At 64.9% G+C, this 25,918-nt stretch carries 30 protein-coding genes and 1 tRNA gene; 10 read left to right on the plus strand and 21 right to left on the minus strand.

Going from position 1 to position 25,918, the window contains the following annotated elements; genetic code table 11:
* The first annotated feature begins 28 nt into the window (after nt 1-28).
* Complete coding sequence (locus tag EJ079_RS06635; RefSeq protein WP_013528612.1) at nt 29-211, plus strand: hypothetical protein; 183 nt, start codon at nt 29-31, stop codon at nt 209-211.
* 90 nt (nt 212-301) lie between these two features.
* Nucleotides 302-676, plus strand: a complete 375-nt coding sequence (locus EJ079_RS06640) for a YkvA family protein (RefSeq protein WP_127808442.1) — start codon at nt 302-304, stop codon at nt 674-676.
* 88 nt (nt 677-764) lie between these two features.
* Here EJ079_RS06640 and EJ079_RS06645 read toward each other — a convergent pair whose 3' ends face one another.
* From EJ079_RS06645 to EJ079_RS06695, 11 genes are all read right to left on the minus strand, one after another.
* Nucleotides 765-1,073 carry a UBP-type zinc finger domain-containing protein gene (locus EJ079_RS06645; RefSeq protein ID WP_027040253.1) on the minus strand — a complete coding sequence of 103 codons (309 nt, stop codon included), beginning with the start codon at nt 1,071-1,073 and terminating at the stop codon, nt 765-767.
* Complete coding sequence (locus tag EJ079_RS06650) at nt 1,070-2,749, minus strand: cyclic nucleotide-binding domain-containing thioredoxin-disulfide reductase (protein ID WP_127808443.1); 1,680 nt, start codon at nt 2,747-2,749, stop codon at nt 1,070-1,072. Before EJ079_RS06650 ends, EJ079_RS06645 begins: the two co-directional genes overlap by 4 nt.
* 149 nt (nt 2,750-2,898) lie before the next feature.
* A tRNA-Leu gene (locus EJ079_RS06655) sits at nt 2,899-2,983 on the minus strand.
* A gap of 73 nt (nt 2,984-3,056) precedes the next feature.
* Entirely contained in the window at nt 3,057-3,677 is a 621-nt protein-coding gene (locus EJ079_RS06660; RefSeq protein WP_127808444.1) for a 2,3-bisphosphoglycerate-dependent phosphoglycerate mutase, read from the minus strand.
* A 32-nt stretch (nt 3,678-3,709) separates the two neighbouring features.
* On the minus strand, nt 3,710-4,531 hold the full coding sequence (gene dapB, locus EJ079_RS06665; RefSeq protein WP_127808445.1) for a 4-hydroxy-tetrahydrodipicolinate reductase: 822 nt from the start codon (nt 4,529-4,531) through the stop codon (nt 3,710-3,712).
* A complete protein-coding gene (locus EJ079_RS06670; protein WP_127808446.1) occupies nt 4,528-6,387 on the minus strand; it encodes an ABC transporter ATP-binding protein in 1,860 nt (619 codons plus the stop codon). The genes dapB and EJ079_RS06670 overlap by 4 nt, the downstream gene beginning before the upstream one ends.
* A 137-nt stretch (nt 6,388-6,524) precedes the next feature.
* Nucleotides 6,525-7,550 (minus strand): glucokinase, encoded by a 1,026-nt coding sequence (locus EJ079_RS06675; protein WP_127808447.1) that lies wholly within the window; start codon nt 7,548-7,550, stop codon nt 6,525-6,527.
* A 199-nt stretch (nt 7,551-7,749) separates the two neighbouring features.
* Nucleotides 7,750-8,838 carry a penicillin-insensitive murein endopeptidase gene (gene mepA, locus EJ079_RS06680; RefSeq protein WP_127808448.1) on the minus strand — a complete coding sequence of 363 codons (1,089 nt, stop codon included), beginning with the start codon at nt 8,836-8,838 and terminating at the stop codon, nt 7,750-7,752.
* 65 nt (nt 8,839-8,903) lie between these two features.
* Nucleotides 8,904-9,803: an SDR family oxidoreductase gene (locus EJ079_RS06685; protein ID WP_127808449.1), complete on the minus strand. Its 900-nt coding sequence runs from the start codon at nt 9,801-9,803 to the stop codon at nt 8,904-8,906.
* Nucleotides 9,800-10,954, minus strand: coding sequence for a tRNA epoxyqueuosine(34) reductase QueG (gene queG / locus EJ079_RS06690; RefSeq protein WP_127808450.1), 1,155 nt, complete (start codon nt 10,952-10,954; stop codon nt 9,800-9,802). The genes EJ079_RS06685 and queG overlap by 4 nt, the downstream gene beginning before the upstream one ends.
* The gene (locus EJ079_RS06695; protein WP_013528622.1) at nt 10,935-11,627 is read right to left on the minus strand and encodes a glutathione S-transferase family protein; all 693 of its coding nucleotides are present in this window, start codon (nt 11,625-11,627) and stop codon (nt 10,935-10,937) included. Before EJ079_RS06695 ends, queG begins: the two co-directional genes overlap by 20 nt.
* Before the next feature lie 160 nt (nt 11,628-11,787).
* Between EJ079_RS06695 and EJ079_RS06700 the strand changes: the two genes are divergently transcribed.
* Entirely contained in the window at nt 11,788-12,594 is an 807-nt protein-coding gene (locus tag EJ079_RS06700; RefSeq protein ID WP_127808451.1) for an undecaprenyl-diphosphate phosphatase, read from the plus strand.
* Between the two features lie 195 nt (nt 12,595-12,789).
* On the opposite strand, the gene EJ079_RS06705 is transcribed toward EJ079_RS06700, so the two are convergent.
* Together EJ079_RS06705 and rsmI are read right to left on the minus strand one after the other, a co-directional pair.
* Nucleotides 12,790-13,167 (minus strand): YraN family protein, encoded by a 378-nt coding sequence (locus EJ079_RS06705; protein ID WP_127808452.1) that lies wholly within the window; start codon nt 13,165-13,167, stop codon nt 12,790-12,792.
* The gene (gene rsmI, locus EJ079_RS06710) at nt 13,160-14,089 is read right to left on the minus strand and encodes a 16S rRNA (cytidine(1402)-2'-O)-methyltransferase (RefSeq protein ID WP_127382148.1); all 930 of its coding nucleotides are present in this window, start codon (nt 14,087-14,089) and stop codon (nt 13,160-13,162) included. The genes EJ079_RS06705 and rsmI overlap by 8 nt, the downstream gene beginning before the upstream one ends.
* 134 nt (nt 14,090-14,223) lie before the next feature.
* Between rsmI and EJ079_RS06715 the strand changes: the two genes are divergently transcribed.
* Nucleotides 14,224-14,415, plus strand: a complete 192-nt coding sequence (locus tag EJ079_RS06715) for a hypothetical protein (RefSeq protein WP_127808453.1) — start codon at nt 14,224-14,226, stop codon at nt 14,413-14,415.
* Nucleotides 14,416-14,488: 73 nt separating this feature from the next.
* Here the strand turns inward: EJ079_RS06715 and EJ079_RS06720 are convergent, their stop codons facing one another.
* The 6 genes from EJ079_RS06720 to rph form a co-directional block, all read right to left on the minus strand.
* Nucleotides 14,489-14,926: an EamA family transporter gene (locus EJ079_RS06720; protein WP_127808454.1), complete on the minus strand. Its 438-nt coding sequence runs from the start codon at nt 14,924-14,926 to the stop codon at nt 14,489-14,491.
* A gap of 25 nt (nt 14,927-14,951) precedes the next feature.
* Nucleotides 14,952-15,275, minus strand: a complete 324-nt coding sequence (locus EJ079_RS06725) for a low molecular weight protein tyrosine phosphatase family protein (protein WP_127808455.1) — start codon at nt 15,273-15,275, stop codon at nt 14,952-14,954.
* A 3-nt stretch (nt 15,276-15,278) separates the two neighbouring features.
* On the minus strand, nt 15,279-16,442 hold the full coding sequence (gene hemW, locus EJ079_RS06730) for a radical SAM family heme chaperone HemW (RefSeq protein ID WP_127808457.1): 1,164 nt from the start codon (nt 16,440-16,442) through the stop codon (nt 15,279-15,281).
* Entirely contained in the window at nt 16,439-17,086 is a 648-nt protein-coding gene (rdgB, locus tag EJ079_RS06735; protein ID WP_127808459.1) for an RdgB/HAM1 family non-canonical purine NTP pyrophosphatase, read from the minus strand. The genes hemW and rdgB overlap by 4 nt, the downstream gene beginning before the upstream one ends.
* Complete coding sequence (locus EJ079_RS06740) at nt 17,086-17,496, minus strand: VOC family protein (RefSeq protein ID WP_127808461.1); 411 nt, start codon at nt 17,494-17,496, stop codon at nt 17,086-17,088. Before EJ079_RS06740 ends, rdgB begins: the two co-directional genes overlap by 1 nt.
* Nucleotides 17,497-17,760: 264 nt before the next feature.
* Nucleotides 17,761-18,477: a ribonuclease PH gene (rph, locus tag EJ079_RS06745; RefSeq protein WP_127396273.1), complete on the minus strand. Its 717-nt coding sequence runs from the start codon at nt 18,475-18,477 to the stop codon at nt 17,761-17,763.
* Between the two features lie 198 nt (nt 18,478-18,675).
* On the opposite strand from rph, the gene hrcA reads away from it, so the two are divergent.
* The 6 genes from hrcA (at nt 18,676) to EJ079_RS06775 (ending at nt 24,235) form a co-directional block, all read left to right on the plus strand.
* A complete protein-coding gene (gene hrcA / locus EJ079_RS06750) occupies nt 18,676-19,758 on the plus strand; it encodes a heat-inducible transcriptional repressor HrcA (protein WP_127808463.1) in 1,083 nt (360 codons plus the stop codon).
* Between the two features lie 24 nt (nt 19,759-19,782).
* A complete protein-coding gene (locus EJ079_RS06755; protein ID WP_023814156.1) occupies nt 19,783-19,980 on the plus strand; it encodes a hypothetical protein in 198 nt (65 codons plus the stop codon).
* Nucleotides 19,981-20,078: 98 nt separating this feature from the next.
* A complete protein-coding gene (locus EJ079_RS06760) occupies nt 20,079-21,428 on the plus strand; it encodes a sorbosone dehydrogenase family protein (RefSeq protein ID WP_127808465.1) in 1,350 nt (449 codons plus the stop codon).
* A 274-nt stretch (nt 21,429-21,702) separates the two neighbouring features.
* Nucleotides 21,703-22,320 carry a LysE family translocator gene (locus EJ079_RS06765; RefSeq protein ID WP_127808466.1) on the plus strand — a complete coding sequence of 206 codons (618 nt, stop codon included), beginning with the start codon at nt 21,703-21,705 and terminating at the stop codon, nt 22,318-22,320.
* A 177-nt stretch (nt 22,321-22,497) separates the two neighbouring features.
* Nucleotides 22,498-23,478: a cysteine synthase A gene (cysK, locus tag EJ079_RS06770; RefSeq protein WP_127808468.1), complete on the plus strand. Its 981-nt coding sequence runs from the start codon at nt 22,498-22,500 to the stop codon at nt 23,476-23,478.
* 130 nt (nt 23,479-23,608) lie between these two features.
* The gene (locus EJ079_RS06775) at nt 23,609-24,235 is read left to right on the plus strand and encodes a glutathione S-transferase family protein (RefSeq protein ID WP_127398827.1); all 627 of its coding nucleotides are present in this window, start codon (nt 23,609-23,611) and stop codon (nt 24,233-24,235) included.
* A 3-nt stretch (nt 24,236-24,238) separates the two neighbouring features.
* Here the strand turns inward: EJ079_RS06775 and EJ079_RS06780 are convergent, their stop codons facing one another.
* Together EJ079_RS06780 and EJ079_RS06785 are read right to left on the minus strand one after the other, a co-directional pair.
* Nucleotides 24,239-25,483 (minus strand): RNA polymerase sigma factor, encoded by a 1,245-nt coding sequence (locus EJ079_RS06780; protein WP_127382779.1) that lies wholly within the window; start codon nt 25,481-25,483, stop codon nt 24,239-24,241.
* 7 nt (nt 25,484-25,490) lie between these two features.
* Nucleotides 25,491-25,859: a YciI family protein gene (locus EJ079_RS06785; RefSeq protein WP_127267556.1), complete on the minus strand. Its 369-nt coding sequence runs from the start codon at nt 25,857-25,859 to the stop codon at nt 25,491-25,493.
* Nucleotides 25,860-25,918 lie beyond the last annotated feature (59 nt).

The raw sequence follows: 25,918 nt of genomic DNA on the forward strand, positions 1-25,918 counted from the left end.
CACCGCGTGGGGGACCGACAAAGTGAGTATGATGAGCAACAGCCCCGACAAGCGCAATGAATGGCGTGCCATCTTTTACGTGCAAGCTCGCGTTGCCATCCTGTTTGTCCCGGTGGTTGCCAGCCTGCTGATCATAGCGGCGCTTGCCGGCAACGAACGCAAATCCGTTCCCAGCATGATCGACCCGACCGTCACCGGCTCCGTGCGGTAGACCGGCGGTCATCGGCTCTTCGAGATGCTGTCGGAGGCGGGCGCCTGGCGTGCGCTATCGGCGGTTTTCATTTGGCGCTAAAATCATCCGATGGCACTGAATGAGTGGGCCCGAACGATCAAGCGCGATGTGCATGCGCTCTACCTCGCCGCTCGCGATCCCCGAATGCCCTGGTACGCCAAGGCGCTTGCCGTGTGTGTTGCAAGCTATGCCTTGTCGCCAATCGACCTGATCCCCGATTTCATTCCGGTGATCGGCTATCTCGACGACGTCATCCTTGTCCCTTTGGGCGTCCTTGCCGTGGTCAGGATGATACCGCCCGAGGTGATGGCGGAACACAGAAAGACCGCCGCGCTGGCCGCCGACAGGCCGGTGAGCCGCTACGCGGCGGTGATCATTGTTTGTATCTGGACTGCCTCGGTCGTGCTGGCCGGATGGCTGGGATATCTGTATTTCGCCGACTGACTGCCAAGCCGTTCAGCAGGGAGGCCGCCGCCAAGAAAGCCCGGAGGGACCGCGCTTTTCCCAGGATTCCGTCGCCATGCGGCGCCGCTCAAACAAAGCGCGGGATCGGGCCGTTCTGCGGGGTCACGTCGTCGCCGAGGTCGACAAACACCTCGTCGACATAGCACCATGCCCAGCCTTCCGGCGGATCGTAGCCCTCGATGATCGGATGCTTGGTGGCGTGAAAATGCCTGGTGGCGTGGCGGTTGGGCGAGTCGTCGCAGCAGCCGACATGGCCGCAGGTGCGGCAGAGCCGCAAATGCACCCATTGCGACCCGCTCTTCAGGCACTCCTCGCAGCCGAGCGCGCTCGGCGTCACCTTCCTGATGTCGCGCGTATGCCTGCATTCATCCATCATGGTCTCCCTGCTGTTTGAGGTGCGTCCGCGCGCGCGAGATATGCATGCAATGCCGCGACCACCTGGGCGCCTTCGCCGACAGCCGCCGCGACGCGTTTGACCGAACCGGCGCGGACGTCGCCGATGGCGAACACGCCGCTGCGGCTGGTCTCCATCTGCGCCGATCCCAGCTCCGATCCGGTGCGCACGAACCCCCTGGCGTCCAGCGCCACACCGCAATTCGCCAGCCAATCGGTGTTCGGGTCGGCGCCGATGAAGAGAAAGAGATGGCGGATCGGGCGCGTCGTTTCCGCGCCGCTGGCGCGGTTGCGCCATCGCACCGTGCCAAGATTGCCCTCTTCGCCGTCCAGCGCCTCGATTTCGGTCCCGGTCAACACCTCGATGTTAGGCTGCGCCTTGATGCGTTCGACCAGGTAGCGCGACATGCTGGCATCGAGGCTGCCGCCGCGCGCCAGCAGCGCCACTTTGCGCGCATGACTGGCCAAGTAGACAGCCGCCTGCCCGGCCGAATTGCCGGCGCCGACCAGCGCCACTTCCTGGTCCGCGCAAAGCCGGCCTTCGATGGGCGACGCCCAATAGTGCACGCACGTTCCCTCGAACCGCGCCAGATTGGCGATGTCGAGGCGGCGATAGCGCGCGCCGCTGGCGATCACCACGCTGCGCGTGCGCACGGTCTCGCCATCGCCGACATCGAGCAGATAGCGGGCGCCTGACGCGTCGGAGGCGGCGCTCAAAAGCTTCGCCTCGTCCGGGATGACCATTTCGACGCCGAATTTCTGCGCCTGGTTGTAGGCGCGCGCCATCAGCGCCATGCCGGTAATGCCTGTGGGGAAACCAAGATAGTTCTCGATGCGCGAGGAGGCGCCGGCCTGACCGCCGAAGGCACGGCAGTCGAGCACGATCGTCGATAGGCCTTCGGAGGCCGCATAGACCGCCGCCGCCAGCCCCGCCGGGCCGGCGCCGACGATGGCCACGTCATACACCGTCTCGGCATCGATCGGCCGCAGCAGGCCGATGCAGCGGGCGAGGTCCTTTTCGCCGGGGTTCATCAGCAGCCTGCCGTTTGGACAGAGCACGATCGGCAGGTGGTGCGGATCGACCTCGAAGCGTTCTACCAGGGTTTTGGCGCAGGGATCGCTGCCGGAATCGAGCACGCGATGCGGCTGGCCGCTGCGGGCGAGGAAACCCTGCAGCCGCAACACGTCGGCATTGTCCTGGGGTCCGATGATGATCGGCCCGCTGGTGGCGCTCTCCAAAAGCCCGACGCGGCGCAGGATCAGCGCCCGCATGATGCGCTCGCCGAGATTGGCCTCCTGCACCATCAGGTCGCGCAGTCGCTGCGAGGCGATGACGAATGCCTCCACCGGTTCGGCGGCCTGCGCATTGACCAGCGAGGGCCGGGCCGAAAGCTGCGCCAGCTCGCCGACAAAGCTGCCTGGGCCATGCGTGACGATCGTCTCGCGCCGGCCGAGCCCGCCGTCCTGGGTGATGTCCACGCTGCCCGACAGCACGACGATCAGACCGGGCGCCACATCGCCTGCTTCGATGATGTGCTCGCCGGCGGCATAGGCGCTGGCCTCGCCGAACCGGCGCATGCGGTCGATATCCACCTCGGCCAGCGTGGGGAACGCCTGGTCGCGGCGGGCACCGAATATCTGGGTGGTGGATTGAGCCATGGTTTTGAGCGTAGCGAAGCGGGCGCGGAGTTTGAAGCGGTTTGTGAGGAGACTGGCCGGAAGGGGAGGTTGGCGGCAAAGAAAAAGCCCGGACGAGCCGGGCTTTTTCTCTAAGTTTCTGAACCGGCGAATGGTTCGAAACGGGAATTTGGTGCCCAGAAGAGGACTCGAACCTCCACTCCTTGCGGAACACGGACCTGAACCGTGCGCGTCTACCAATTCCGCCATCTGGGCTGGTGCGGGCTCATGTAAGCGGGCAAGCGATTGCTGTCAACGCGCTTTTTTCGCAGGTGCTCCGTTCGCCGGCTCAGTCGTCCAGCACTTCCTTCGAAGCGACGGTGGAATCGGCGTTGAGCTGGTAGATGATCGGCACGCCGGTGCCGAGTTCCAGCTTGACGATCTCCTCGCCCGACTTGCCGTCGAGCGCCATGATCAGCGCGCGCAGGGAGTTGCCGTGGGCGGCGACCAGCACGGTGCCGCCGCGCAGCACATGCGGCTGCAGATCGTGCAGGTAATAGGGCCAGACGCGGGCGCCGGTGTCCTTCAGGCTTTCGCCGGCGGGCGGCGGCACGTCGTAGGAGCGGCGCCAGACATGCACCTGCTCCTCGCCCCATTTCTTGCGGGCGTCGTCCTTGTTGAGGCCGGAAAGGTCGCCATAGTCGCGCTCGTTGAGTGCCTGGTCGCGGATGGTCTTCAGGTCGCTCTGGCCGACCGCGTCGAGAATGTGCTGGCAGGTTTTTTGCGCCCGGATCAGCGCCGAGGTGAAGGCGATGTCGAATTTCAGGCCGCGCGCCTTGAGTTTCTGGCCGGCGGCCTTGGCCTCGGCGTGACCCTGCTCGGTCAGGTCGACGTCGCGCCAGCCGGTGAACAGGTTCTTCAGGTTCCATTCGCTCTGGCCGTGACGCACGAGCACGAGGGTTCTCGACATGTTTGCTCCCTTCAGGTTGGCAGATTGGCCGCTCAGCTGAGGCCGAGCACGTCCCGCATCGAATACAGTCCCGGCTTCTTGCCACGAGCCCAAAGCGCCGCCTTGACGGCGCCACGGGCGAAGATGGCGCGGTCCTCGGCATGGTGCGACAGGGTGATGCGCTCGCCGGTGCCAGCCAGCAGCACGCTGTGGTCACCGACCACCGAGCCGCCGCGCAGCGTGGCAAAGCCGATCGAGCCGGTCTTGCGCACGCCGGTGTGGCCGTCGCGGACCCGCACGTCGTTGCCGGAAAGGGGGATACCGCGCCCGGCGGCGGCAGCTTCGCCGAGCAGAAGTGCTGTGCCCGACGGCGCGTCGACCTTGTGCTTGTGGTGCATTTCGAGGATCTCGATGTCGAAATCGTCGGCATCGAGCGCGCGCGCCGCCTGTTCGACCAGCACCGCCAGAAGATTGACGCCGAGGCTCATATTGCCCGACTTGACGATGGTCGCATGGCGCGCCGCCGCCGCGATCTTCGCATTGTCGTCGGCCGTGCACCCGGTCGTGCCGACGACGTGAACGATGCGCGCCTGCGCCGCATAGCCCGCGAATTCGACCGTCGAAGCAGGCGTGGTGAAGTCGAGCACGCCGTCTGCCTTGGCGAAGACCGGCAGCGGATCGTCGCCGATCGGCACGTTGATGATACCGATGCCCGCCAGTTCGCCTGCGTCCTTGCTCAGATAGGGCGAACCCGCCCGCTCGACCGCGCCGATGACCCGCGCGCCGGGGATGGTGTGGATGGCGCGGATCAGCGTCTGGCCCATGCGGCCGGCAGCGCCCACCACCACCAGGCCCATATCGCCTGCTTCGCTCATGTGCTCCTCACAGCAGTCTTCTTCGCACGCGTGGCCCGGACCGGAGTTTGGATCGGCTCGCGGTCCTCGACAAGCCCCAGTCCCTTCTTGCCCTGTATGCGGTGGAAGCGGGAATAGATGCTGTCCGGGTCGGCCATCAGCGTCGCATGGGTGCCTTCCTCGACCAACCGTCCCTCTTCCAGCACGATGATGTGGTCGGCATTGACCACCGTCGACAGCCGATGCGCTATGACGATGGTGGTGCGGCCTTGCATGACTTGGGTCAGCGCTTCCTGGACGCGCGCCTCCGCCTCGTTGTCGAGCGCCGATGTCGCCTCGTCGAGCAGCAGGATCGGTGCCTGGCGCACGATGGCGCGGGCGATCGAGACGCGCTGGCGCTGGCCGCCGGAAAGGGTCGAGCCGCCTTCGCCGACCGGCGTGTCGTAACCTTGCGGCTGCTGGCGGATGAACTCGTCGGCTGCCGCCTGTTTCGCCGCCTGCTCGATCTCTGCGTCCGTGGCCGACAGACGGCCGCAGCGGATGTTGTCGCGGATCGTGCCCTCGAACAGATAGGGCGCCTGCGCCACATAGGCGATCGACTGCCGCAGCGAATGCTTGGTTACCTTCGAGATGTCCTGGCCATCGACCTCGATGCTGCCCCGGTCGACGTCGTAGAAGCGCTGCAAGAGCGCCACCAGCGTCGATTTGCCGGCGCCCGACGCACCGACGATCGCCGTCACCTTGCCGGCGGCAGCGGTAAAGCTCAGGTCCCTCAGCACCGGCATGTCGGCGCTGTAGCCGAACGTCACATTGTCGAAACGCACCTCGCCGGTGGTGATCCTCGCCTCGACGGCATCGGCTGCGTCGCCCTGTTTCGGCTCCAGGTCGAGCAACTCGTAGATCATGCGCGCGTTGACCAGGGCACGTTCCATGCCCACCTGTGTGCGCGCCAGGCGTCTTGCCGGATCGTAAGCCATGATCAGTGCGGTGATGAAGGAGAAAACCGCGCCCGGCGGCTGCCCAAGATACAGCGCCCGGTAGCCGGAATAGGCAAGTACGGAGGTGATGGCGAGACCGCCCAGAATCTCGGAAATCGGCGACAGCCGCTCCGAGACGCGGGCGATCTTGTTGTTACGCTGCTCGGCCGTGTCCGCCATGATGCCGATGCGGCGCGCCAGCTCGGCCTCCAAGGTGAAGGCCTTGACGATGGCGATGCCTTGCGTGGCCTCCTGCACGGACCCGTTCAGCCGCGAATTGATCAGGACGGATTCCCGGTTGATACGCCGCAGTCGGCGGGTGATATAGACGACGGCCCAGATCAGTGGAGGGCCGATCAGCAGCGAGCTGAGCGACAACACCGGATCCTGATAGATCATCACGCCAACGAGAGCGACCAGCGTGACAGCGTCGCGGCTGATCGAGGTCAGTGTCAGCGACAGCAGATCGCGAACGCCGCCGACATTCTCGCTGACCTGTGCCGCCAGCCGACCGGAACGCGTATCGTTGAAGAAGTTGACGCCGAGCTTCATTAGATGGTCGAAGCTGCGCTTCTGGTAGCGCGCGACCAGATTGTTGCCGATACTGGCCAACGCGACTGCTTGGCCGTAACCGGCGAAGCCGCGCAGCAGGGAGGCCCCCATGAAACCGGCGCAGATCAACCAGAGCATATCGCCGCGTCGTTCGTAGAAGATCTGGTTGATCATCGGGGCCATGATCCACGCCGTGAAGGCAGTGGTGCCGGAAACGATCAGCAGGCAAGAGACGGCGACGACATAGGTCCAGCGATACTCTTTGCCGTTTTCAGCGAGGATGCGGCGGAGCACCGCTGTGACCTCGCCGGGCCGGGCTTTTTGTTTGTTTGGAGCTTGAAGTGTCAAATCGGGAGCGCTTTGTGGTTTTCCGCCTCGTGGGACCGGGGCTGCAAATTCGGCACCCCTCTTAACGCCCTGCGGCCTGATTGCCTATGCCCGCACCTGATTAACTTCGTCGCGGGGCGCGAGCGCTTCGCTGGCTTTCAGGCCTGCCAGCGCCGGCCCTCCGTCTGGACACCGAACAGCAAGGGGTTCCTGGCATAGGCGGCAAGGCCCAGAAGTGCGGCCAGCGGGTGGGTGATGACATAGACCGGCATGGTGCGCATCATCGCGCTGTGCGGCGCCTTGTCCTCGAAAGCGGCGCGGAAATTGCCGGCTTTCAGCGCCGGCACGATCTTCTGCGCGATGCCACCGGTGAGGAACACGCCGCCGCGGCTCATGAACACCAGAGCAAGGTCGCCTGCGGTGCGCCCAAGGCAGGTGACGAAAATCTCCAGCGCTTCCACTGCAACCGGATCGGTTTTCGCAAGTGCCGCGGCAGTGATCTCGGCCGGCGTGGTGAAGGGCGACGGCTTGCCGTCTGCCTTGGCAACCGCCCGATAGACATTGACCAGACCGCGTCCGCACAGGATCTGCTCGCCCGAAATGCGGCCCTCCAGCTTCTCGATATGCGGAAAAACCTCGAAATCGCGCGGTGTGCGCGGGCCGATGTCCATATGGCCGCCCTCGCCGGGGACCGGTATCCAGTGGTGCAGCGCGTGGACCAGCCCGGCGACGCCGAGCCCGGTTCCTGGACCGAGCACGACGCGCCCGGCATTGGGCTCCGGCGTGCCGCCGCCGATCTTTTCCATGTGCTCCTCGCCGAGCGCGACGACGGCCAGCGCCTGCGCCTCGAAATCGTTGAGCACGACGATGTCGCTCAGGCCGAGGCTGGCGAACATTTTCCTCGGCTTGACGATCCAGGGGCAGTTGGTGAGTTCGATCTCGTCGCCGTCGACCGGGCCAGCCACCGCCAGCACCGCCGAATTGGGGCGCACCGACGAGCGGTCGAGCACGGCCGCCTGGATCGCCTCGTCGATGGTGTTGTAGTTCGCCGTCTGGACAATGGTCGGCTCGCCTGCCTCGGAATTGGCGTCGAGCACGATCGAAAAGCGCGCATTGGTGCCGCCGATGTCGCCGATCAGGATCGGAAACCGCAACAAAGTATCGTCGTCGCCTGTGCGTGGCATGCTCTCGTCCGTCTCCGGCGCCCCCGACGGCATCTGGCCGTTCTTCCGTTGACTAGCGCATGAGTTTGAAAAGGGAAACGGTTTTCGACCCGGGCGGCGCGCTGAGGCCGGCTCTGCGGCCAAACCGCCACGGTTTCGCAAAATGAGGCGCTGAACCGATTGAGTCTGCCTATAAGCTGTAAGCTATAAGCCGTGACCGTCAGTTTCCAGGCGGTCGCGGTCTCGGCAGCGGCACGCCGATCTCGGGCGTCGCCGTGAAAGCGTTCATCGTGCTTGGCAAGCCGGCGGCGGCCGGGGTGGCGGGCAACGAGGGCGCTTCGGGTTCGGGCGCGGAGGCCGCGACCGGCACGCCGCCGCCATGGTAGGTCGCCGCATCGGCCGACGACGGCCCCGGCGCGTCGAGCACGGCGCGGCACTCGCTCGGCAGGTTCGCCATCGTCATCAGGTCGCGCGCCTTGGGCGCATCGGGGTTCTTGTTGGGTCGCCACGGCTCCTGCGTGAACCACCAGGCCAGCGGCTTGCCGCAACCGTCATCGTCCGGCGTCGCTTCCTGCGCCTTGCAGCCGGGCGATCCGGGCTGGCAGCCGATGCGCATGTGAAAATGATAGTCGTGGCCCCAGAACGGCCTGACCTTGCGCAACCAGAAGCGGTCGCCCTTGACGGTGTCGCAGAGCTTTTTCTTGATGCCCGGATTGACCAGGATGCGCTCGACCTGGCCGTAGCTCGCCGCCCGCTTCAGAAGCTTTGTGTGCGCCGGCGTCCACAGCGCGTCCTTCACCAGATGGGTCTTCTCATCGACCATCAAGGTGGCGCTCATCGATTCGCGCTGCGCTATCGACAGCGGGCGGCGGGGCATCGGCGTCAGCCAGATGTCGGCGTCGAGCCCGATCTGGTGCGAGGCATGTCCTGTCAGCATCGGGCCGCCGCGCGGCTGCGAAATGTCGCCGATCAGCAGGCCTGGCCAACCATCGGCCGCTGCGTCGCGCGACAATTTCTCGACTACTGCGATCATCGCCGGATGGCCCCAGCGGCGGTTGCGCGACGGCCGCATCACCTGCCAGGTCGGACCGTCCAAGGGAATGGCGACGCCGCCGGCAAAACAGCCCTTGGAATAGAATCCGATCGACTGCGCCGCGGTCGCGGCCGGCAGTTTCTTGGCGCCGAACAGGTCTTTTGCCCGCTCCTCGGCGCTCGCCGGCTGAACGGCTGACCCAAGCACGGCAAGCAGGCCGAGCGCAGCGGCCAACAGGGGCGTTTTGCCTAGAGATAGCCTCATCGCTGTCTTCATGAACCCGGTTCTCCACCGCAATCCCAAGGCCGAATCATAGCACGCCGCACCCGCGGCTTCGATCGTCAGCGCTTCATCGGGCTGCGCGCTTCGCCGTCACGCCAATCGCCGCTTGCCCACATATGATCGAAGGCGGCGCGGTAGTCTGGAAACCGCAGGGAATAACCCGCCGCCTTGATCGCCGCGTTGGCGACACGCTTGTTCTCGCCATAGAAGGACCGCGCCATGGGCGAAAGTTGGGCGGCGTCGAAGGGAATTTCGGGCGGCGGTTCGATACCCATTAGCGAAGCGGCATAGGCGACGACATCCTGCGGCGGCGCCGGCAGGTCGTCGGTGACGTTGAAGATGCCGCCTGTATTGCCTTCGATGAGCTGCCACAGGGCGCCGGCAATGTCGTCGCAATGGATGCGGTTGAACACCTGGTCCGGCTTGACCAGCCGCCTTGCAGTGCCGTTTTCCAGATTGACCAGCGCGTTGCGGCCGGGGCCGTAAATGCCGGACAGGCGCAGGATCGCCCCCGGTCGGCCGATCTCGCGGCCCAGCTCCAGCCAGTCTCGTTCGGCGGCCACCCGCATCACCGAGCGCTTCGACACCGGCCGGCATTCCGCCGTTTCATCGACCCATGCGCCGTCATAATTGCCGTAGACGCCGACCGTGGAGAGATAGCCGATCCATTCCAGCAAAGGCATTTGAGCGATTGCCTCTCGTGCGGCATTCAGAACGGGATCGCCGGCCTCTTCCGGGGCAATCGAAATCAGCAGATGCGTTGTTTTTCCCAATGCATCACCGATTTCGCCGGTCATCGCGCCGTCGAACAGGAGCGGCGCGATACCGGCCTGCCGTAGCGTCTCGAATTTTTCCGGCGAGCGTGTCGTGCCGAAGATCGTCGCGGCGCCTTTGTTAGCCCGAGCAAAAGCCCTGCCGGAATAGCCGGCGCCGAAGATGAATATCTGCTTTTCGCTCATGCATTCGCCCTGGTTGGCCGCGCCAGACGCCATTCGTCGCGCACGGCATCGTCGCTTTCGGTTTTCAGGCCGATGGCTGCCCGTTGTGAATATTCGGCATCGGGCACCAGCCGCGCCAGCGCCCATATTGCCGCGCCCCGCACCAGCGGCGAGGCATCGTCCAGCAAGGCGCGCACAGTGTCGGCAAGAGAGGCATCGCCGGTATTGCCGGCGGCGATCAGCACGTTGCGGATGAACCGGTCGCGGCCGATGCGTTTTATCGGCGAACCGGAGAAGAAAGCGCGGAAGGCCGCGTCATCGAGACCCAAAAGGTCGGCGAGCGGCGGCTCGCGCAAATCATCGCGCGCGACGAGTTTTGCTTCGGAAGCCGCCCTGGCGAATTTGTTCCACGGGCACGCGGCTAAACAGTCGTCGCAGCCATAGATGCGGTTGCCGATCTTTTCGCGGAATTCGTGCGGGATCGGCCCCTTGTTCTCGATGGTGAGATAGGAGATGCAGCGCCGCGCATCGAGCCGGTAGGGCGCCGGAAAGGCATCGGTCGGGCACGCGTCGAGGCAGGCACGGCAGGAGCCGCAATGGTCGATCTCGGCGCGGTCGGGCACGAGTTCGGCGGTGGTGAAAATGGTGCCGAGGAACAGCCAGGAGCCGTGTTCACGGCTGACCAGATTGGTGTGCTTGCCTTGCCAGCCGAGCCCGGCGGCCTCGGCCAGCGGCTTTTCCATCACCGGCGCGGTGTCGACGAACACCTTCACATCACCCCCGGCGCGCGCCACGATCTTGCCGGCGATCTCCTTCAGCCGCCCCTTCATCACATCGTGATAGTCGCGGTTTTGCGCATAGACCGAGATCGCGCCGGAGTCGCGCTTGGCCAGCACCCCGCGCGGATCATGGTCGGGGCCATAGTTCATCGCCAGCACGATGATCGAGCGCACCTGCGGCCAGAGGGCCATTGGTTCACTGCGGCGTTGCAGCGTCTCGGCGATCCAGTCCATTGAGCCGTGAAAGCCATCGGCGACGAATTCAGCCAGGCGCGCCGGCGCCAGCGGGATCGCATCGGGGGAGGTGACGGCAACGGCATCGAAGCCGGCGCGCTGCGCCTCCGCGTCGATCAGCGCGCGCAGTTTTGCGGCGTCAGAAGTCGAGGTCCGCATAATGCGACACCGGTGACAGGCCGCGCACCCGGTCGGTCAAAAGCGGCCGGAAGGAGGGCCGCGACTTGACCCGCGTGTACCATTCGCGTGCAGCGCTGTGCTCGCGCCAGTCGATCTCGCCGAGATAGTCGAGCACCGACAGCGTCGCCGCGGCCGCGAGATCGGCATAGGTGACCCTGGAGCCAGCCAGCCAATGGCGGGTGCCGGCCAGCCAGTTGGTGTATTTCATGTGCTGGCGGATGTTGGCGCGCGCGGCACGGATCGCGCCCGAATCGGGCGAGCCGCCGCCAGCGGTTTCCGGCATGACCGGCTTCAGCACGCGCTCGCGCACCAGATGGCGGGTGACTTCACTTTCAGCCTTGTTGAGATACCAGTCGATGAGCCGGCGGATTTCGGCGCGCTGCATCGGGTCCTCGGCGAACAGCCGCTTGTCGCGCTTCAGCACGCCGCGCGTTTCATCGAGATATTCCGAAATCACCGTCGCGCCGACGATCGGCACGTCGCCTTCGGCCAACAGGATCGGCAGCGTTCCGGCCGGGTTCAGCGCCAGGAACTCCTTGCGCCGGGTCCACGGCTTTTCCTCGATCAAAGCCAGCTCCTCGCCATACTCGCCGAATGCGAGGCGGACGAAGCGACAGGTGGCGAACATGGGATGGTGGAAAAGCGTCAGCATGGTTCCGCGATGATAAAGCGCACTGGCGAATCGCAGGGCGCACCGGTAAGTCTTGGCCGCCCGGTTAGCGGGCCGTCAGGGTGTTGCGACCTATAGGGGGACTTCAACGCCATGACAAGCAAGCCCTTCTGTCAGCCGTCACGCCAATGCCGAGGTAGCCATGGAAAGCCAGACCATCGTCGAAGCCCTGCTGCTCGGCCTGCTGGAGGGGTTGACCGAGTTCATCCCGGTGTCGTCGACCGGCCATATTCTGCTTGCCGGTCATTTCCTCGGCTTCCATTCGACCGGCAAGGCCTTCGAGATCCTGATCCAGCTCGGCGCCATCCTGGCGATCCTCAGCGTCTATTTCCGCCGCCTGTGGAAGATGCTGCTCGAACTGCCGCATGACCGGCTGACGCGGCATTTCGCCATCGGCATCCTGATCGCCTTCCTGCCGGCGGCGATCATCGGCGCGCTGGCGCATGATTTCATCAAGACGGTGCTGTTCGAATCGCCGAGGCTGATCTGCATCATGCTGATCATCGGCGGCGTCGTGCTGCTGGCGGTGGACCGCATGAACCTCAAGCCGGTCTACCGCGATGTCGAGCGCTTCCCGACCCGGCTTTACCTGCAGATCGGGCTTTTCCAGTGCCTGTCGCTCATTCCCGGTACATCGCGTTCGGGCTCGACCATCGTCGGCGCCCTGCTTTTGGGCGTCGATAAGCGCGCTGCCGCTGAATTTTCCTTCTTCCTTGCGATCCCGACCATGGTCGGCGCCTTCGCCTTCGACCTGTTCAAGAACCGCAACGTGCTGAGCAGTGCCGACCTGCCGATCATCGCCGTCGGCTTCGTCGCCGCCTTTGTCACGGCGCTCATCGTCGTGCGTTTCCTGCTCGACTACGTCTCGCGCAAAGGCTACGCGCTGTTCGGCTGGTGGCGGCTGGTGGTCGGCGGTGTCGGACTGCTGGCGTTGATGATCTGGGGTTAGCGAACGCGCATCGTTGCGAGCTCCCCCTCACCCGGATTGCCAGCCGAATTGCAAGTGCAATTCGGGGCAATCCGACCTCTCCCCGAGGGGAGAGGAGCCTGTCGGCGCCGGCACTAGTCTCTTCTCCCCAACGGGGAGAAGGTGGCCGCGAAGCGGCCGGATGAGGGGGCCGCCTCGCACAAGGGTCTGTACGGACTAACTCCTCCCGTAAAACGCGTTCTCGACATGCACCGGCCAGCGCCAGGGCAGCACCGCGACCATGTCGAAGCGCATCGACAGCCTGCCGTAGTCCGCTTGGCGCGACAGCCAGATGTCGGCCGCGCCTTCTATGCGACGTTCCGATTCATGACCGATCGCCTCCATGGCTTCCATCAGCGTGCGCCGCGCCTTGACCTCGACGAACAGCACCAGATCGCCGCGCCGCGCGATCAGGTCGATCTCGCCGAAGCGTGTGCGGTGGCGGCGCGCAAGGATTCTGTAGCCCTTCAGCATCAGTGCTGCCGCCGCCAGCCATTCGCCGCGATGACCGCGTCGATAGGCCTTTTGGCGGCTAACGCTTGGGCGCTCAGCCACTGTCGCTTTCTCCAGAAGTCTCCCTGAGGTCAAGCAGCCGCCGATAGAGGGCCTGTTTCTGGCCGCCGGTCATCTTCGCAGCTTCCGCGGCCGCCTTGGAGGCCGGCATTTCGGCGGCAAGCGACAGAAGCAGACGGTCGATGTCTTCAGGCTCGTCGACCCTGGCCTCGGCCGGACCGACGCAGACGACGATTTCGCCCTTCGGCGTATCGGCCGCAGCATAGTGGTCGGCCAGCGCCTGCAGCGTGCCGGTGCGCATCTCTTCGAAGGTCTTGGTCAATTCCCTGCCGATAGCGGCCTTGCGCTCGCCGCCGAGCGCTTCGACCATGGCAGCCAGGGAGTCAGCCAGCCGGCGCGGCGATTCAAAGAAAATCAATGTCGCCGGCACGGCCTTCAGTGCTTCCAGCCGTGTCAGCCGCTGCCCTGATTTGACCGGCAGGAAGCCGGCGAACAGGAAGGCATCCGACGGCAGGCCGGATGCCGTCAGCGCCGCCAGCGGCGCTGACGGGCCGGGGATAGGCACCACGCGAATGCCGTGGTCGAGCGCCTCGCCGACCAGCCGGTAGCCGGGATCGGACACCAGCGGCGTGCCGGCATCGGAGATCAGCGCCACGCTCTGCCCGGCCTGAAGTGCCGATATCAGCTTCGGCCCCGCCTCGCCGGCATTGTGTTCATGATAGGCCGTGGTGCGGCGGCGAATGCCGTAGCGGTCGAGCAGCACGCGCGACACCCGCGTGTCTTCGCAAGCAACGATGTCGGCGGCGGCCAGCGTCTCCAGCGCGCGCAGCGTGATGTCGGCGAGATTGCCGATCGGCGTCGCCACCAGATAGAGCGCCGGCTCCAATGGCCGTGCCGCGATCTCGGTCTGCCCGACCACATAGCTGCGCTTGCTCGTCTCTGCGGTCACCGATGACTTCTCCATTCAGCCCTGTTTGGCACGGCTGACGCGGGCTTGCAAAAGCTGACGCCGATGTAAGGAATTCGCCTTTCCTTTGCCACAGTGGGGAACCAAACCGGCGTTGGCAGATTAGCCCCCTGATTCCGGAGGAGGACAGGATGGACAGCCTGAAGATACAGGACGCTTTCGAGCCCTACTATGCCGGCCGCAAGCGCGGTGCCGCGCCCACGGCCAAGCGCCCGCCCGCCAAGACCGAGAACAGCCTGACCAAAGAGCGGACCGCGAGCACCTCGCCGACGAAGGGCAGGCTTTCGGACAGCAACAAACCAGACAGCACGACGGAGCACTGACCGGACGATGCCCAATCGCTTCGATATCTTCATCACCCGTCTTGAAACAAAGAATGCCCGCAACGGCGCGCAACTAGCCTCGATAGGCGACCAGCACCGCGCCCGCCGCGATAAGGGCGACGCCAAGCCAATTCGCTCCGGACAACCGCTCGCCGAGAAAGGCCGCGCCAAACACCGCCACAAGCACGACGCTTAGCTTGTCGATCGGCGCCACCTGCGCGGCATTGCCGATCTTGAGCGCCCGAAAGTAGCAGAGCCATGACGCGCCGGTCGCCAGACCGGACAGGCCGAGGAAAGCCCAGGTCTTTCCCGAGATCGTGGCCGGCGACTGGAACTGGCCACTGCCAAGCAGGATCGCACCGAGCACGATCAGGATGATGACCGTGCGGATGAAGGTGGCGAAATCGGAATTGATGTTCTCGATGCCAACCTTGGCGAAGATCGCCGTCAGGGCAGCGAACGCAGCCGAGAGCAATGCCCAGAATTGCCAGGAGGATACGGTCAGGTTCATCAAGGTGGCCTTCGCGGATGACGTCTCAACCGAGATACCGTGAGACGCGTGCCTTCAGAAGTGCAATCAGCTCCAGATCCATGAATTCATAGTTATCAGGTATATCCAGGCAGATCACACGGGCCTTCTTCAGGCTGGACTTGAATTTCTTCTGCAGCTTGGTGCGGTGCGCCTTTTCCATGACGAAGATGATATCGGCCCAAGCGACGAGTTCATGCGTCAGCGGCGTGTCCGCATCGTGGTTTGTCCCCGCCGAGGCCACCTCGATATCCCGGCGCGTTGAAAACACCTGTTCGGCGGTAGGGCTGCGCAAGCGGTTCTGGCTGCAGACGAAGAGGGCGTTCTTCAAGGGTTAGCGCGCCAGATCGGCGACCACGGCGTCGAGCACGATCATGCCGGCCGGTGTGGCGCGCAGGCGCGCATTGCCGATCGGCGCCACCAGCCCCTCGCCCTGCAGCATCGACAGCCGCGCTGACGACAGGCCGCGCCCGGAGAACGCTTCGTAGCGGGAAAGGTCGATGCCTTCGGCAAGCCGCAGGCCCATCAGCAGGAATTCGTCGGCCTCTTCCGAACGCGTCAGGATTTCGCCGCCGGTGACGCCGTGGCCCTTGGCTTCGACCAGATTGGCCCAGGTTTCCGGCATCCGCTCGGCGATCGTCACCGTGCGGCGGCCGTGCTCGACGAAGCGGCCATGCGCGCCGGGTCCAACGCCGACATATTCGCCATAGCGCCAATAGGTGAGGTTGTGCCGGCTCTCGGCGCCCGGCCTTGCGTGGTTGGAAATCTCGTAAGCCGGCAAGCCGTGCGCCGTGGTGATCTCCTGCGTCAGCGCATAGAGGTCGGCGGCGTGGTCATTGTCGGGAATGATGAATTTCTTTGCCGCGTGCAGGGCGTGGAAGGGCGTGCCTTCCTCGATGGTCAGCTGGTAGAGTGACAGATGGTCGGCGGCATGGCCGATCGCCTGTTCCAGCTCCGATGCCCAGGACTCCGGCGTCTGGCCGGGGCGGGCGTAGATGAGGTCGAAGGACAGCCTTGGGAATATTTCCCGCGCCAGGCCGATGGCGTGCAGGGCCTCATCGACATTGTGCAGCCGGCCGAGGAAGCGCAAATCCTTGTCGTTCAGCGCCTGAACGCCGAGCGACACGCGATTGACGCCGGCCGCCCGGTAGCCGCGAAAGCGTTCGGCCTCGACCGAGGACGGATTGGCCTCCAGCGTCACCTCGATGCCGTCAGGCACAGTCCAGTTCTTCGCCACGGCATCCAGAACCCTGGCTACGGTTTCCGGATTCATCAGCGAGGGCGTACCGCCGCCGAGAAAAACGCTGGTCACCTCGCGCGGCCCGGTGCGCTCGCGCATCGTCGCCAGTTCGGCCTCGAAGGCGGCGGCAAAGCGCTCCTGGTCGACCGGCTGGTGGCGGACATGGCTGTTGAAGTCGCAATAGGGGCATTTGGCCGCGCAGAACGGCCAGTGGACATAGACGCCGAAACCGGGCGCCCGGTCGAGCAGCATGCTCATGCCGAGCCCAATCTCGCCTTGGCGAATTTCTGGAAGGCACGGGCGCGATGCGACAGCGCCGTCGGCTGGCCAGGCTTCCAGCCATGCTTTTCCTCAGCGCTCATTTCGCCGAAGGTTTTTTCGAAGCCATCGGGCAGGAACACAGGATCGTAGCCGAAGCCGAGATCGCCGCGCGGCGGCCAGACCAGCGTGCCCTCGGCCTCGCCGCGATAATATTCCGCCTCGCCGTCTGGAAATGCCAGGCAGATGACGGCGACGAAGCGTCCCTTGCGCTGTTGCGGCAAGGCCGCGCCGACTTCCTGCAACGCCACTTCGGTGCGTTGCATGGCCATGCCGAAATCTCTGCTGCCATCCGGGGTTTCGGCCCAGTTGGCGGTGTAGACGCCGGGCGCGCCATCAAGCGCGTCGACGCATAGGCCGGAATCGTCCGACAGCGCCGGCAGGCCGGTCGCCTTGGCGGCGGCGAGCGCCTTGATGTAGGCGTTCTCCTCGAAGGTGGTGCCGGTCTCGTCAGGCTCCGGCAGGCTATACTCCTTGGCCGACTTGGCTTCGAAGCCGAACGGCCCCATCAGGTCGGCGAATTCGCGCAGCTTGCCGTCATTATGGCTGGCGACGACGATCTTCTTTCCATCGAGAGAATGCATCAAAGGCCCCAGATTCGTGGCTCGGCAAATTCGATCGAATTGCCCGAGGGGTCGCGTATATAGATCGAACGGCCGCCCTGCGGCCACTCGAATTCGCTCTCGATGGCGATCTTCTTTGCCTCCAGATGGGCTTTCCAGCCGGCGATTTCATCGGCGGTCGCAGCAAAGCACAGATGGCCCTCGCCGACCGCGCCATGCGACGGCACCGGCAGCCTGGCGTCAGGCGCCGGCGGCACTTTCGTCGCCTCGGCATTGAAGACGAGCAGCACGCCCGGCCCGCAGCGGAAGAAGAGGTGGCGGCCGTCGACCTTGCCTAGGAGATTGAGGCCGAGGATGTCGGTGAAGAACGTTTCCGCGGCGGTCAGGTCTGTGACGTAGAGGGCCGATTCCAGGATCGCGGAGGGTGTCACGAGGCGCCCCCCTCTGGCCTGCCGGCCCCGGCCCTTCGCTGCCGCTCTGGGCGTTCGTTGTTCGGAAAGCCAAGCAATTGGCTTTCCGTCCGCTTCGCGGACCACGCCTCACCCCCCTCAGGTGGGGAGATTAGCAGCTTCTGCATTGTCGCGCACCCTGCAACGCCGGAGATTGGCGAAGACCGAAATGGCATCCGATCTCCCCCCTTGAGGGGGAGATGGCCGGCAGGCCAGAGGGGGGTGTTCAAGCTCGGCATTTAAGTCCTAAGCCACCGCCATCTGCTGCAGACTAACCAAGCGCTGGATGCCCTTCTTGGCCAGACCCATCAAATCCGCGAACTGCTCTTCCGAAAAGGGCTCGCCCTCGGCGGTGCCCTGGATCTCGACGATGCCGCCCTTGCCGGTCATGACGAAATTGGCGTCGGTGCCGGCCGCGGAATCCTCGACATAGTCGAGGTCGATGACCGGCTGGCCGTCATGGATGCCGCAGGAGATCGCCGCGACGTGGTCTTTCAGCACCTTGGCGACGCTGGCCATCTGGCGCGCTTCCATCCAGCGCAGGCAGTCATACAGCGCCACCCAGCCGCCGGTGATCGATGCGGTGCGGGTGCCGCCATCGGCCTGGATGACGTCGCAGTCGACGGTGATCTGCTGCTCGCCCAGCGCCTGCAGGTCGACCACGGCGCGCAGGGAGCGGCCGATCAGCCGCTGGATTTCCAGCGTGCGGCCGCCCTGCTTGCCGGCCGAAGCCTCGCGGCGCATGCGCTCGCCGGTCGAGCGCGGCAGCATGCCGTATTCGGCCGTCACCCAGCCCTTGCCGGAATTGCGCATCCAGCCCGGCACTTTTTCCTCGAGGCTGGCCGTGCACAGGACATGCGTGTCGCCGAACTTCACCAGGCATGAGCCTTCGGCATGCTTGGAGACGCCGCGCTCGAAGGAGATGGCACGCATTTCGTCGAATTGGCGTTTGGAAGGGCGCATTCAGGCTGCTTTCTTGTCATTTTTCGGAATCTTGGCCGGCTTGTAACCGCATGGGACGCGTGGCGCAAAGGAAAATGGCCTGACGATCTGACACAGACACCGGGTGGTCCCACAAAGACACCCGGTGATCTCACACAGACACCGGGTTGCGCGGGTGCAGTGTAAGTCTGTATCCTTGGGCCGGAGGTTTTTGGCCGTATGACCAAGGCAGTCGATCCCGCTTCGCAGTCGCCCGCGCTCCAGTCGCTCGACATGCGTTCGCGCGACATCTTTCGGCGCATCGTCGATTCCTATCTCAAGGACGGCGAACCCGTGGGCTCGCGCAGCCTGTCGCGCATCCTGCCGTCTTCGCTGTCCCCGGCCACCATCCGCAACGTCATGAGCGACCTCGAGCATCTCGGCCTGATCTACGCGCCGCACATTTCGGCCGGCCGGCTGCCGACGCAGGCCGGCCTGCGTTTCTTCGTCGATGCCTTCATGGAGCTTGGCGATCTTTCCGACGAGGAGCGCCGCGCCATCGAGGCACAGGTTCGGGCGTCCGGCTCGGGCGCGACGCTGGAACACATGCTGACCGAGGCCAGCCAGATGCTGTCGGGCATGTCGCGCGGCGCCGGCCTGGTGCTGGCCGCCAAGAACGAGGTGGCGCTGAAGCACATCGAATTCATCCAGCTCGAACCGACCAAGGCGCTGGCAGTGCTGGTGTCGCAGAATGGCGACGTCGAAAACCGCGTCGTCGAGCTGCCCGCCGGCATCACCGTCTCGCAACTGCACGAGGCCTCGAATTTCCTCAACGCCCATATACGCGGCCGCACGCTGGCCGAGGCGCGGATCGAGATCGCCCGCATCAAGGAAGAAACCAGGGCCGCGCTCGACACGCTGTCGCAGGACCTGGTCGAGAAGGGGCTGGCGGTGTGGGCCGGCGCCGATAGCGGCCTGCCGGCACGGCTCATCGTGCGCGGGCGCGCCAATCTGCTCGAAAACGTCACCGCCCAGGCCGACATCGAACTGCTGCGGCATCTGTTCGAGGACATGGAGACGCAGGACGGGCTTATCCAGCTGCTTGACCTCGCCGAGCAGGGCTCGGGCGTGCGCATATTCATCGGCTCGGAAAACAAGCTGTTTTCGCTGTCGGGCTCGTCGCTGGTCGTCGCCCCATATCGCGACAAGGATGCCCGCGTCGTCGGCGCGCTCGGCGTCATCGGCCCGACCCGGCTGAACTACGCGCGCATCGTCCCAATGGTCGACTATACGGCGCAGCTGATTTCACGCATGCTGCGCTGAGCTGATCCAACCGAGGAGACGATGATGGCGCTCGAAGAATTCAAGGCCCGGATCAGCCTCCTGCTGGAGGAGATGGTCAACCAGCCGGAAGACCAGCACGAGATCCAGGAGCAGTTGCGCGAAAAACTGCAGGAAATGCGCGCCATGGGCCTGCCGCTGCCGGCCGATCTCGTCGAGTTGGAAAAACGCCTCGACGACGATTTTTACGCCGCCGGGACCTGAACCGGGAAACCGGAAGCTTCCTCCACCTCATCATGTGCCGTGGAACGATCGACGAAACCGGTCGTTCCTGTTTTCACGCCCAAACATTGGAGGACCGAATGATGCGTTTTGCCGGCCCCGCACTTTCCGCCGCACTGTTTCTCTCGACCGCTTCATTCGCCCAGCAGGCGGACGAGCCGGCGCTGAAAGGCGCGGACGCTTTCGGCGACTGGCGAGCGGACAAGCCGGGCACACGCCGCCTGATCAGACCGGATGATCTGCCTAAGCCCTATGCCAACAGATCGACCTCTAACAGCGCCGGCGTTGCGGACATGCCGGCAGACGCGAAGCTGCAACTGCCGCCGGGGTTCTCGGCTGAGCTGGTTGCATCCGGCATCGACAATCCACGCGTCGTGCGCGTCGCGCCGAACGGCGACCTGTTCGTCGCCGACAGCAAAGCCAACCAGGTCCGCATCTATCGCCTCGCCGAAGGCGGTGCGAGCCCTGTGCAGGACGGCATCTTTGCCGGCAGTCTCAAACGGCCCTATGGCATTGCCTTCTATCCGCCGGGCGCTGACCCGCAATGGGTCTATGTCGCCAATAGCGACAGCATCGTGCGCTTTGCCTACCGCAATGGCGACCTGAAGGCCTCCGGCGATCCGGAAACCATCGTCGGCAACATCCCTGCCAGTCATCACTGGACCCGCGACATCGCCTTCTCGCCGGATGGCAAGACGCTTTATCTGTCGGTCGGCTCGGGATCGAATGTGGCCGAGCGCATGGGCAAGGAACCGAAGGGCGGCCTCGACGCCTGGGCGAAGTCGCAGCCGCTCGGCGCCACATGGGGATCCGAGGACGGCCGCGCCGGCGTGCTGGCCTTCGATCCCGATGGCAAGAATGGCCGTATCTTTGCCACCGGCCTGCGCAACTGCTCGGGCATGACCGTGCAGCCGGCGACCGGCGCGCTGTGGTGCGTCGTCAACGAACGCGATGCACTTGGCGACAATGTGCCGCCCGAATACGCGACCGTGGTCAAGGAGGGCGCCTTCTATGGCTGGCCCTGGTACTATATCGGCGGCAATGAGGATCCGCGCCACAAGGGTGAGCGCCCCGATCTTGCCGGCAAAACGACCGTTCCCGATGTGCTGATGCAGGCGCATTCGGCTCCGCTCAACATCGCCTTCTACGAAGGGAAGAGCTTTCCGGCCGAATACAAGGGCAATGCTTTCGTCGCTCTGCACGGTTCATGGAACCGCGGCAACCGGACCGGCTACAAGGTGGTGCGATTGCTGTTCAAGGACGGCAAGCCGACCGGCGAATATGAGGATTTCATCACCGGCTTCGTCTCCAACGGCGAGGTCTGGGGCCGGCCGGTCGGTGTGGCGGTGACCATGGATGGCGCGCTGATCGTCACCGAGGACGGCAACGGTACCATCTGGCGTGTCACCCATGGCGACGGTCGCTCCTGATCTGCTTGGGTAACGCAGGCCCCCTCACCCGGATTGCCAACCGAATTGCGAAGAGCAATTCGGGACAATCCGACCTCTCCCCGGCGGGTAGAGGAGGTAGGCGGGCCCGTGCTCGTCTCTTCTCCCCAGCGGGGAGAAGGTGGCCGCGAAGCGGCCGGATGAGGGGGCTTCGTGAGGCGAGGCCCCCGATATCTGGTGCAATAGAATCCGACCCCAGGGAATTCAATCTTAGCCGGTCCCATGCGACAAGGCATTCTGATCTGAGACGAATGCCATGACCCTTACCGGATTCCTCGCCTACAGCGCCGCCCTCGGCATCGCAGCCGCGATCCCTGGTCCCGGCATCACCGCGCTGGTCGCGCGTGCGCTCGGCTCCGGCTTCCGCTCGTCGCTGGCGATGTCCTTTGGCCTGATGGTTGGCGACATCACCTATCTGACCGCCGTGGTGCTCGGCCTCGCCTTCGTCGCACAGAGTTTCGGCATGGTTTTCCTGGCCATCAAATGGCTCGGCGTCGCCTATCTCGCCTTCCTCGGCTGGCGCTTCTGGAACAGCGGCATCACGTCCGAGACCGTCGAAGCCCAAACGGGCAGGGCGGGATTGCTGTCGAGCTTTGCCGCCGGCCTGACTGTCACGCTCGGCAATCCGAAGACGATGATCTTCTATCTCGCCATCACGCCGACCATCGTCGACCTGAAAACCATCACGCTGGCAGACTATGGTATCCTCGTCGCGCTGACCGTTGTCGTGCTGTTGGTGGTGCTGGTGCCGTATCTTGCGCTGGCCGCCAAGGCGCGCTGGTTCCTGAAATCTCCGCGCGCGCTCAAGGCGCTGAACCGCACGGCTGCCGGCTTCATGGTCGGTGCCGCTGCAGCGATTGCCGCCCGCCAATAGCGGGCTTTCGGCCAAAGCATTTCGCAAACGGGCCTTTGCGGGAAATGCTTTTCCGAGACGGCACTGTTTTAGACACAGGTCCCACTCGGATATTTTCAATCGACAGTCTATCTTGCGCGGTCGAAGGTCCTATCTTGCCTGCAATTCCACTTGCCTGAAGTTCTGGGAGCGAAACAAATGAAGAAGCCCGCCACATCAGCCCGCGTGCCCGGCCGCGGCCGCGTCTACGATTCCATCACCGACACGATCGGCGATACGCCCCTGGTGCGGCTCGACAAGTTCGCCCGGGAAAAGGGCATCGTCGCCAATCTCATCGCCAAGCTCGAATTCTTCAACCCGATCGCCTCGGTCAAGGACCGCATCGGCGTGGCGATGATCGAGGCGCTGGAGGCGTCGGGCAAGATCTCTCCCGGCAAGACCACGCTGATCGAACCGACGTCGGGCAACACCGGCATCGCGCTTGCCTTCGCCGCTGCCGCCAAGGGCTACAAGCTGATCCTGACGATGCCCGAAACGATGTCGATCGAGCGCCGGAAAATGCTGGCGCTGCTGGGCGCCGAGTTGGTGCTGACAGAAGGCCCGAAAGGTATGAAGGGCGCCATCGCGAAGGCCGACGAACTGGCAGCGACGATCCCCAATGCGATCATCCCGCAGCAGTTCGAGAATCCGGCCAATCCGGAAATCCACCGCACGACGACAGCCGAGGAAATCTGGAACGATACGCATGGCGAGGTCGATATCTTCGTCGCCGGCATCGGTACCGGCGGCACCATCACCGGCGTCGGACAGGTGCTGAAGAAGCGCAAGCCCTCCGTGCATGTCGTCGCCGTCGAGCCGGACTCCTCGCCTGTTCTGTCGGGCGGCCAGCCCGGCCCGCACAAGATCCAGGGCATCGGCGCCGGCTTTGCGCCCAAAATCCTCGACACGACGATCTATGACGAGATCGTCAAAGTGTCGAACGAGGATTCCGTGGCCAATTGCCGCCTCGTCGCCCGCCTCGAAGGCGTGCCTGTCGGCATCTCTTCGGGCGCCGCCCTGCAGGCGGCCATCGTCGTCGGCTCGCGGCCGGAGAACAAAGGCAAAAACCTTGTGGTGGTCATCCCGTCCTTCGCCGAGCGTTATCTGTCGACCATCCTGTTCGAGGGGCTGGGATCGTAATCCGACGCTTCTTCGTGACCAAGCTGGCCCGCTGAAAAAACGCCCGTGGCCGCCATCGGCGGCTTGAGCGCCACACCGCTTCCGGTTCATATCTCCCCCGGCCTGCTTTGCGCGGGCCGGGGGAGAATTTATGTACAAGCTTTATACCCGTCCCGGCAGCGGCGGCTTCGTGGTCGAGGCGGCGCTGGCGCTGGCCAATGTACCATTTGAGCAGATCGACGTGCCGAAGACCGACCGGCCCGATCCCGCCTTCCTCGACATCAGTCCGTTGAACCAGGTGCCGGTGCTGACCTTGCCCGACGGAAGCTCGATGACCGAATCCGCAGCGATCTGCATCGTGCTTGCCGAGCGCCACCCCAACGCCAATTTGGCGCCGGGAGCAGAAGCGCCTGCCCGCGCGGATTTCCTGCGCTGGATGGCCTTTATGTCGTCTGTGCTCTATTCGGCGGTGCTGCGTTTCTACTACGCATACCGCTACACTGCCGATCCCGAAGGCACCAAGGCGGTCAAGCAGGCGGCCGTGGCCGAGATGGACCGCGGCTTTGCCGTTCTCGATGCCGCGCTCGAAGGCCGTGACTGGCTGGTCGGTGACCGGATGTCGCTGGCCGACATCTATCTGGTCATGCTGGTGGCCTGGTATCCCGACATCGACAGCGCGCGGACGGCATGGCCGAACATCGAACGCCTGTGGGCGCGGCTGCGCGACCATCCGCTGATGAAGACGCTCAACACCTCGCACGAGATGTGGCCGGGCTGAAGCTCAATTTCTGAGCACCGCTCTTTTTCCTTGCAGGAACCGGCGCACCGCCGGGTCGCGCTCGAGGCCGATCGCCCGGTCATAGGCTTCGCAGGCTTGCGGTACCTGACCAAGCCTGGCCAGGAGACCGGCGCGTGCGGCCCAATAGGGCTGGTACTCGTCAAGCCGCTTGTCGTCGCCCAGCACGTAAAGAGCCGCCAATCCGGCCACTGCGCCCTCGGCCTCGGCGATCGCCACCGCGCGGTTTATCGCCACCACCGGCGATCCTGCGATCGAAAGCAGCGCGTCGTAGAGTTCCTGGATCGCCACCCAGTCGGTGCGGCCGGTGAGCCTTCGTGCCGCATGCGCGGACTGCACGGCCGCCTCAAGCTGGTAGCGGCCGATGACGCCCTTGGCCGCGGCGTGGGAAAGCAGCGCTTCCGCCTCGTCGATGAGGGCACGGTCCCATAGAAGGCAATCCTGCTCCGCCAACGGCACGAAGTCGCCTTCGGCGCTGCGCCGTGCGGCGCGGCGAGACTCGGCAAACAGCATCAGCGACAACAGGCCCAGTGCCTCCGGTTCCTCCGGCATCAGCGAGGCCACCAACCGGCCGAGCCAGATGCCTTCGGTCGCCAGGTTGCGGCGCCGCGTTTCGGTGCCGGCCGGATCGGACCAGCCTTCGGCGAAGGCGGCATAGATCGCCTCCAGCACCGCGTCCAGCCTTTCGCCGAGTTCGGCCCGCTCCGGCACGCGGAACGGAATGCCGGTTTCACGGATGCGGCTCTTGGCCCGCACCAGGCGCTGGCCCATGGTTGCGGGGGAGACCAGGAAGGCGGAGGCGATCGTCGCGGCGTCGAACCCCAGCACCGTCTGCAGAATGAGCGGCGAACGTACGCTCGATTCGATCGCCGGATGGGCGCAAGCGAACATCAGCCGCAGCCGATCGTCGGGCAGGTCTTCCTCGGTCATGCGTGCCTCCGCCTCCTGCGCAATCAGCTTGAGATGCTCGCGACCGGCCTCGCTGGTGAGCCGCCGCCGCACCGCATCGACACGGCGCCGCCGCGCCACCGCCAGCAGCCAGGCTTCCGGCTTTTCCGGCACGCCGGTTCGCGGCCAGCGCTCGAGGGCGGCGGCAAAGGCATCGGCCAGCGCGTCCTCGGCGGCGGCCACGTCGCGCGTGCGCGCAGCGAGCCAGGCGACCAGCTTGCCGTAGCTCTGCCGGGCGGCAGCCTCGGCGGCCGCCCGGGCGGTCTCGGAGCGACTGTCCATCACATCGTCATTTCTCAGACAGGTACTCGGTCAGTTCCCAGATCGGCCGCAGCTCGACAGTGCCGGCGCTGGCCGCCGGGCAGCGCGCCGCCCAGGCGATCGCGGCGTCGGCATCCGCGGCCTCGATCATGTAGAAGCCTGCAAGCTGCTCCTTGGTGTCAGCATAGGGGCCGTCGAGGACGTTGGTCTTGCCACCAGCCACCCGAACCGAGGTGGTCGCCTGACTCGGGCGCAGCCGGTCACCGGCCAGCCACGCGCCGGATTTCTTCAGGGCCTCAGTATAGGCGCCATAGGCGGCACTCATCTGGTAGGTCGCCTCGGCCGGGGCATTCGCCATCGCGGCTTCGTCGGCGTAAATCAAAATCATGTATCGCATGGTCTTCTCCCGTTGTTTCGAAGGCCGCGTCGTTGCGAGCCGGACGTATGTCGCGCGGC

It is taken from the genome of Mesorhizobium sp. M7A.F.Ce.TU.012.03.2.1, assembly GCF_004006095.1.
Lineage (GTDB): Bacteria > Pseudomonadota > Alphaproteobacteria > Rhizobiales > Rhizobiaceae > Mesorhizobium.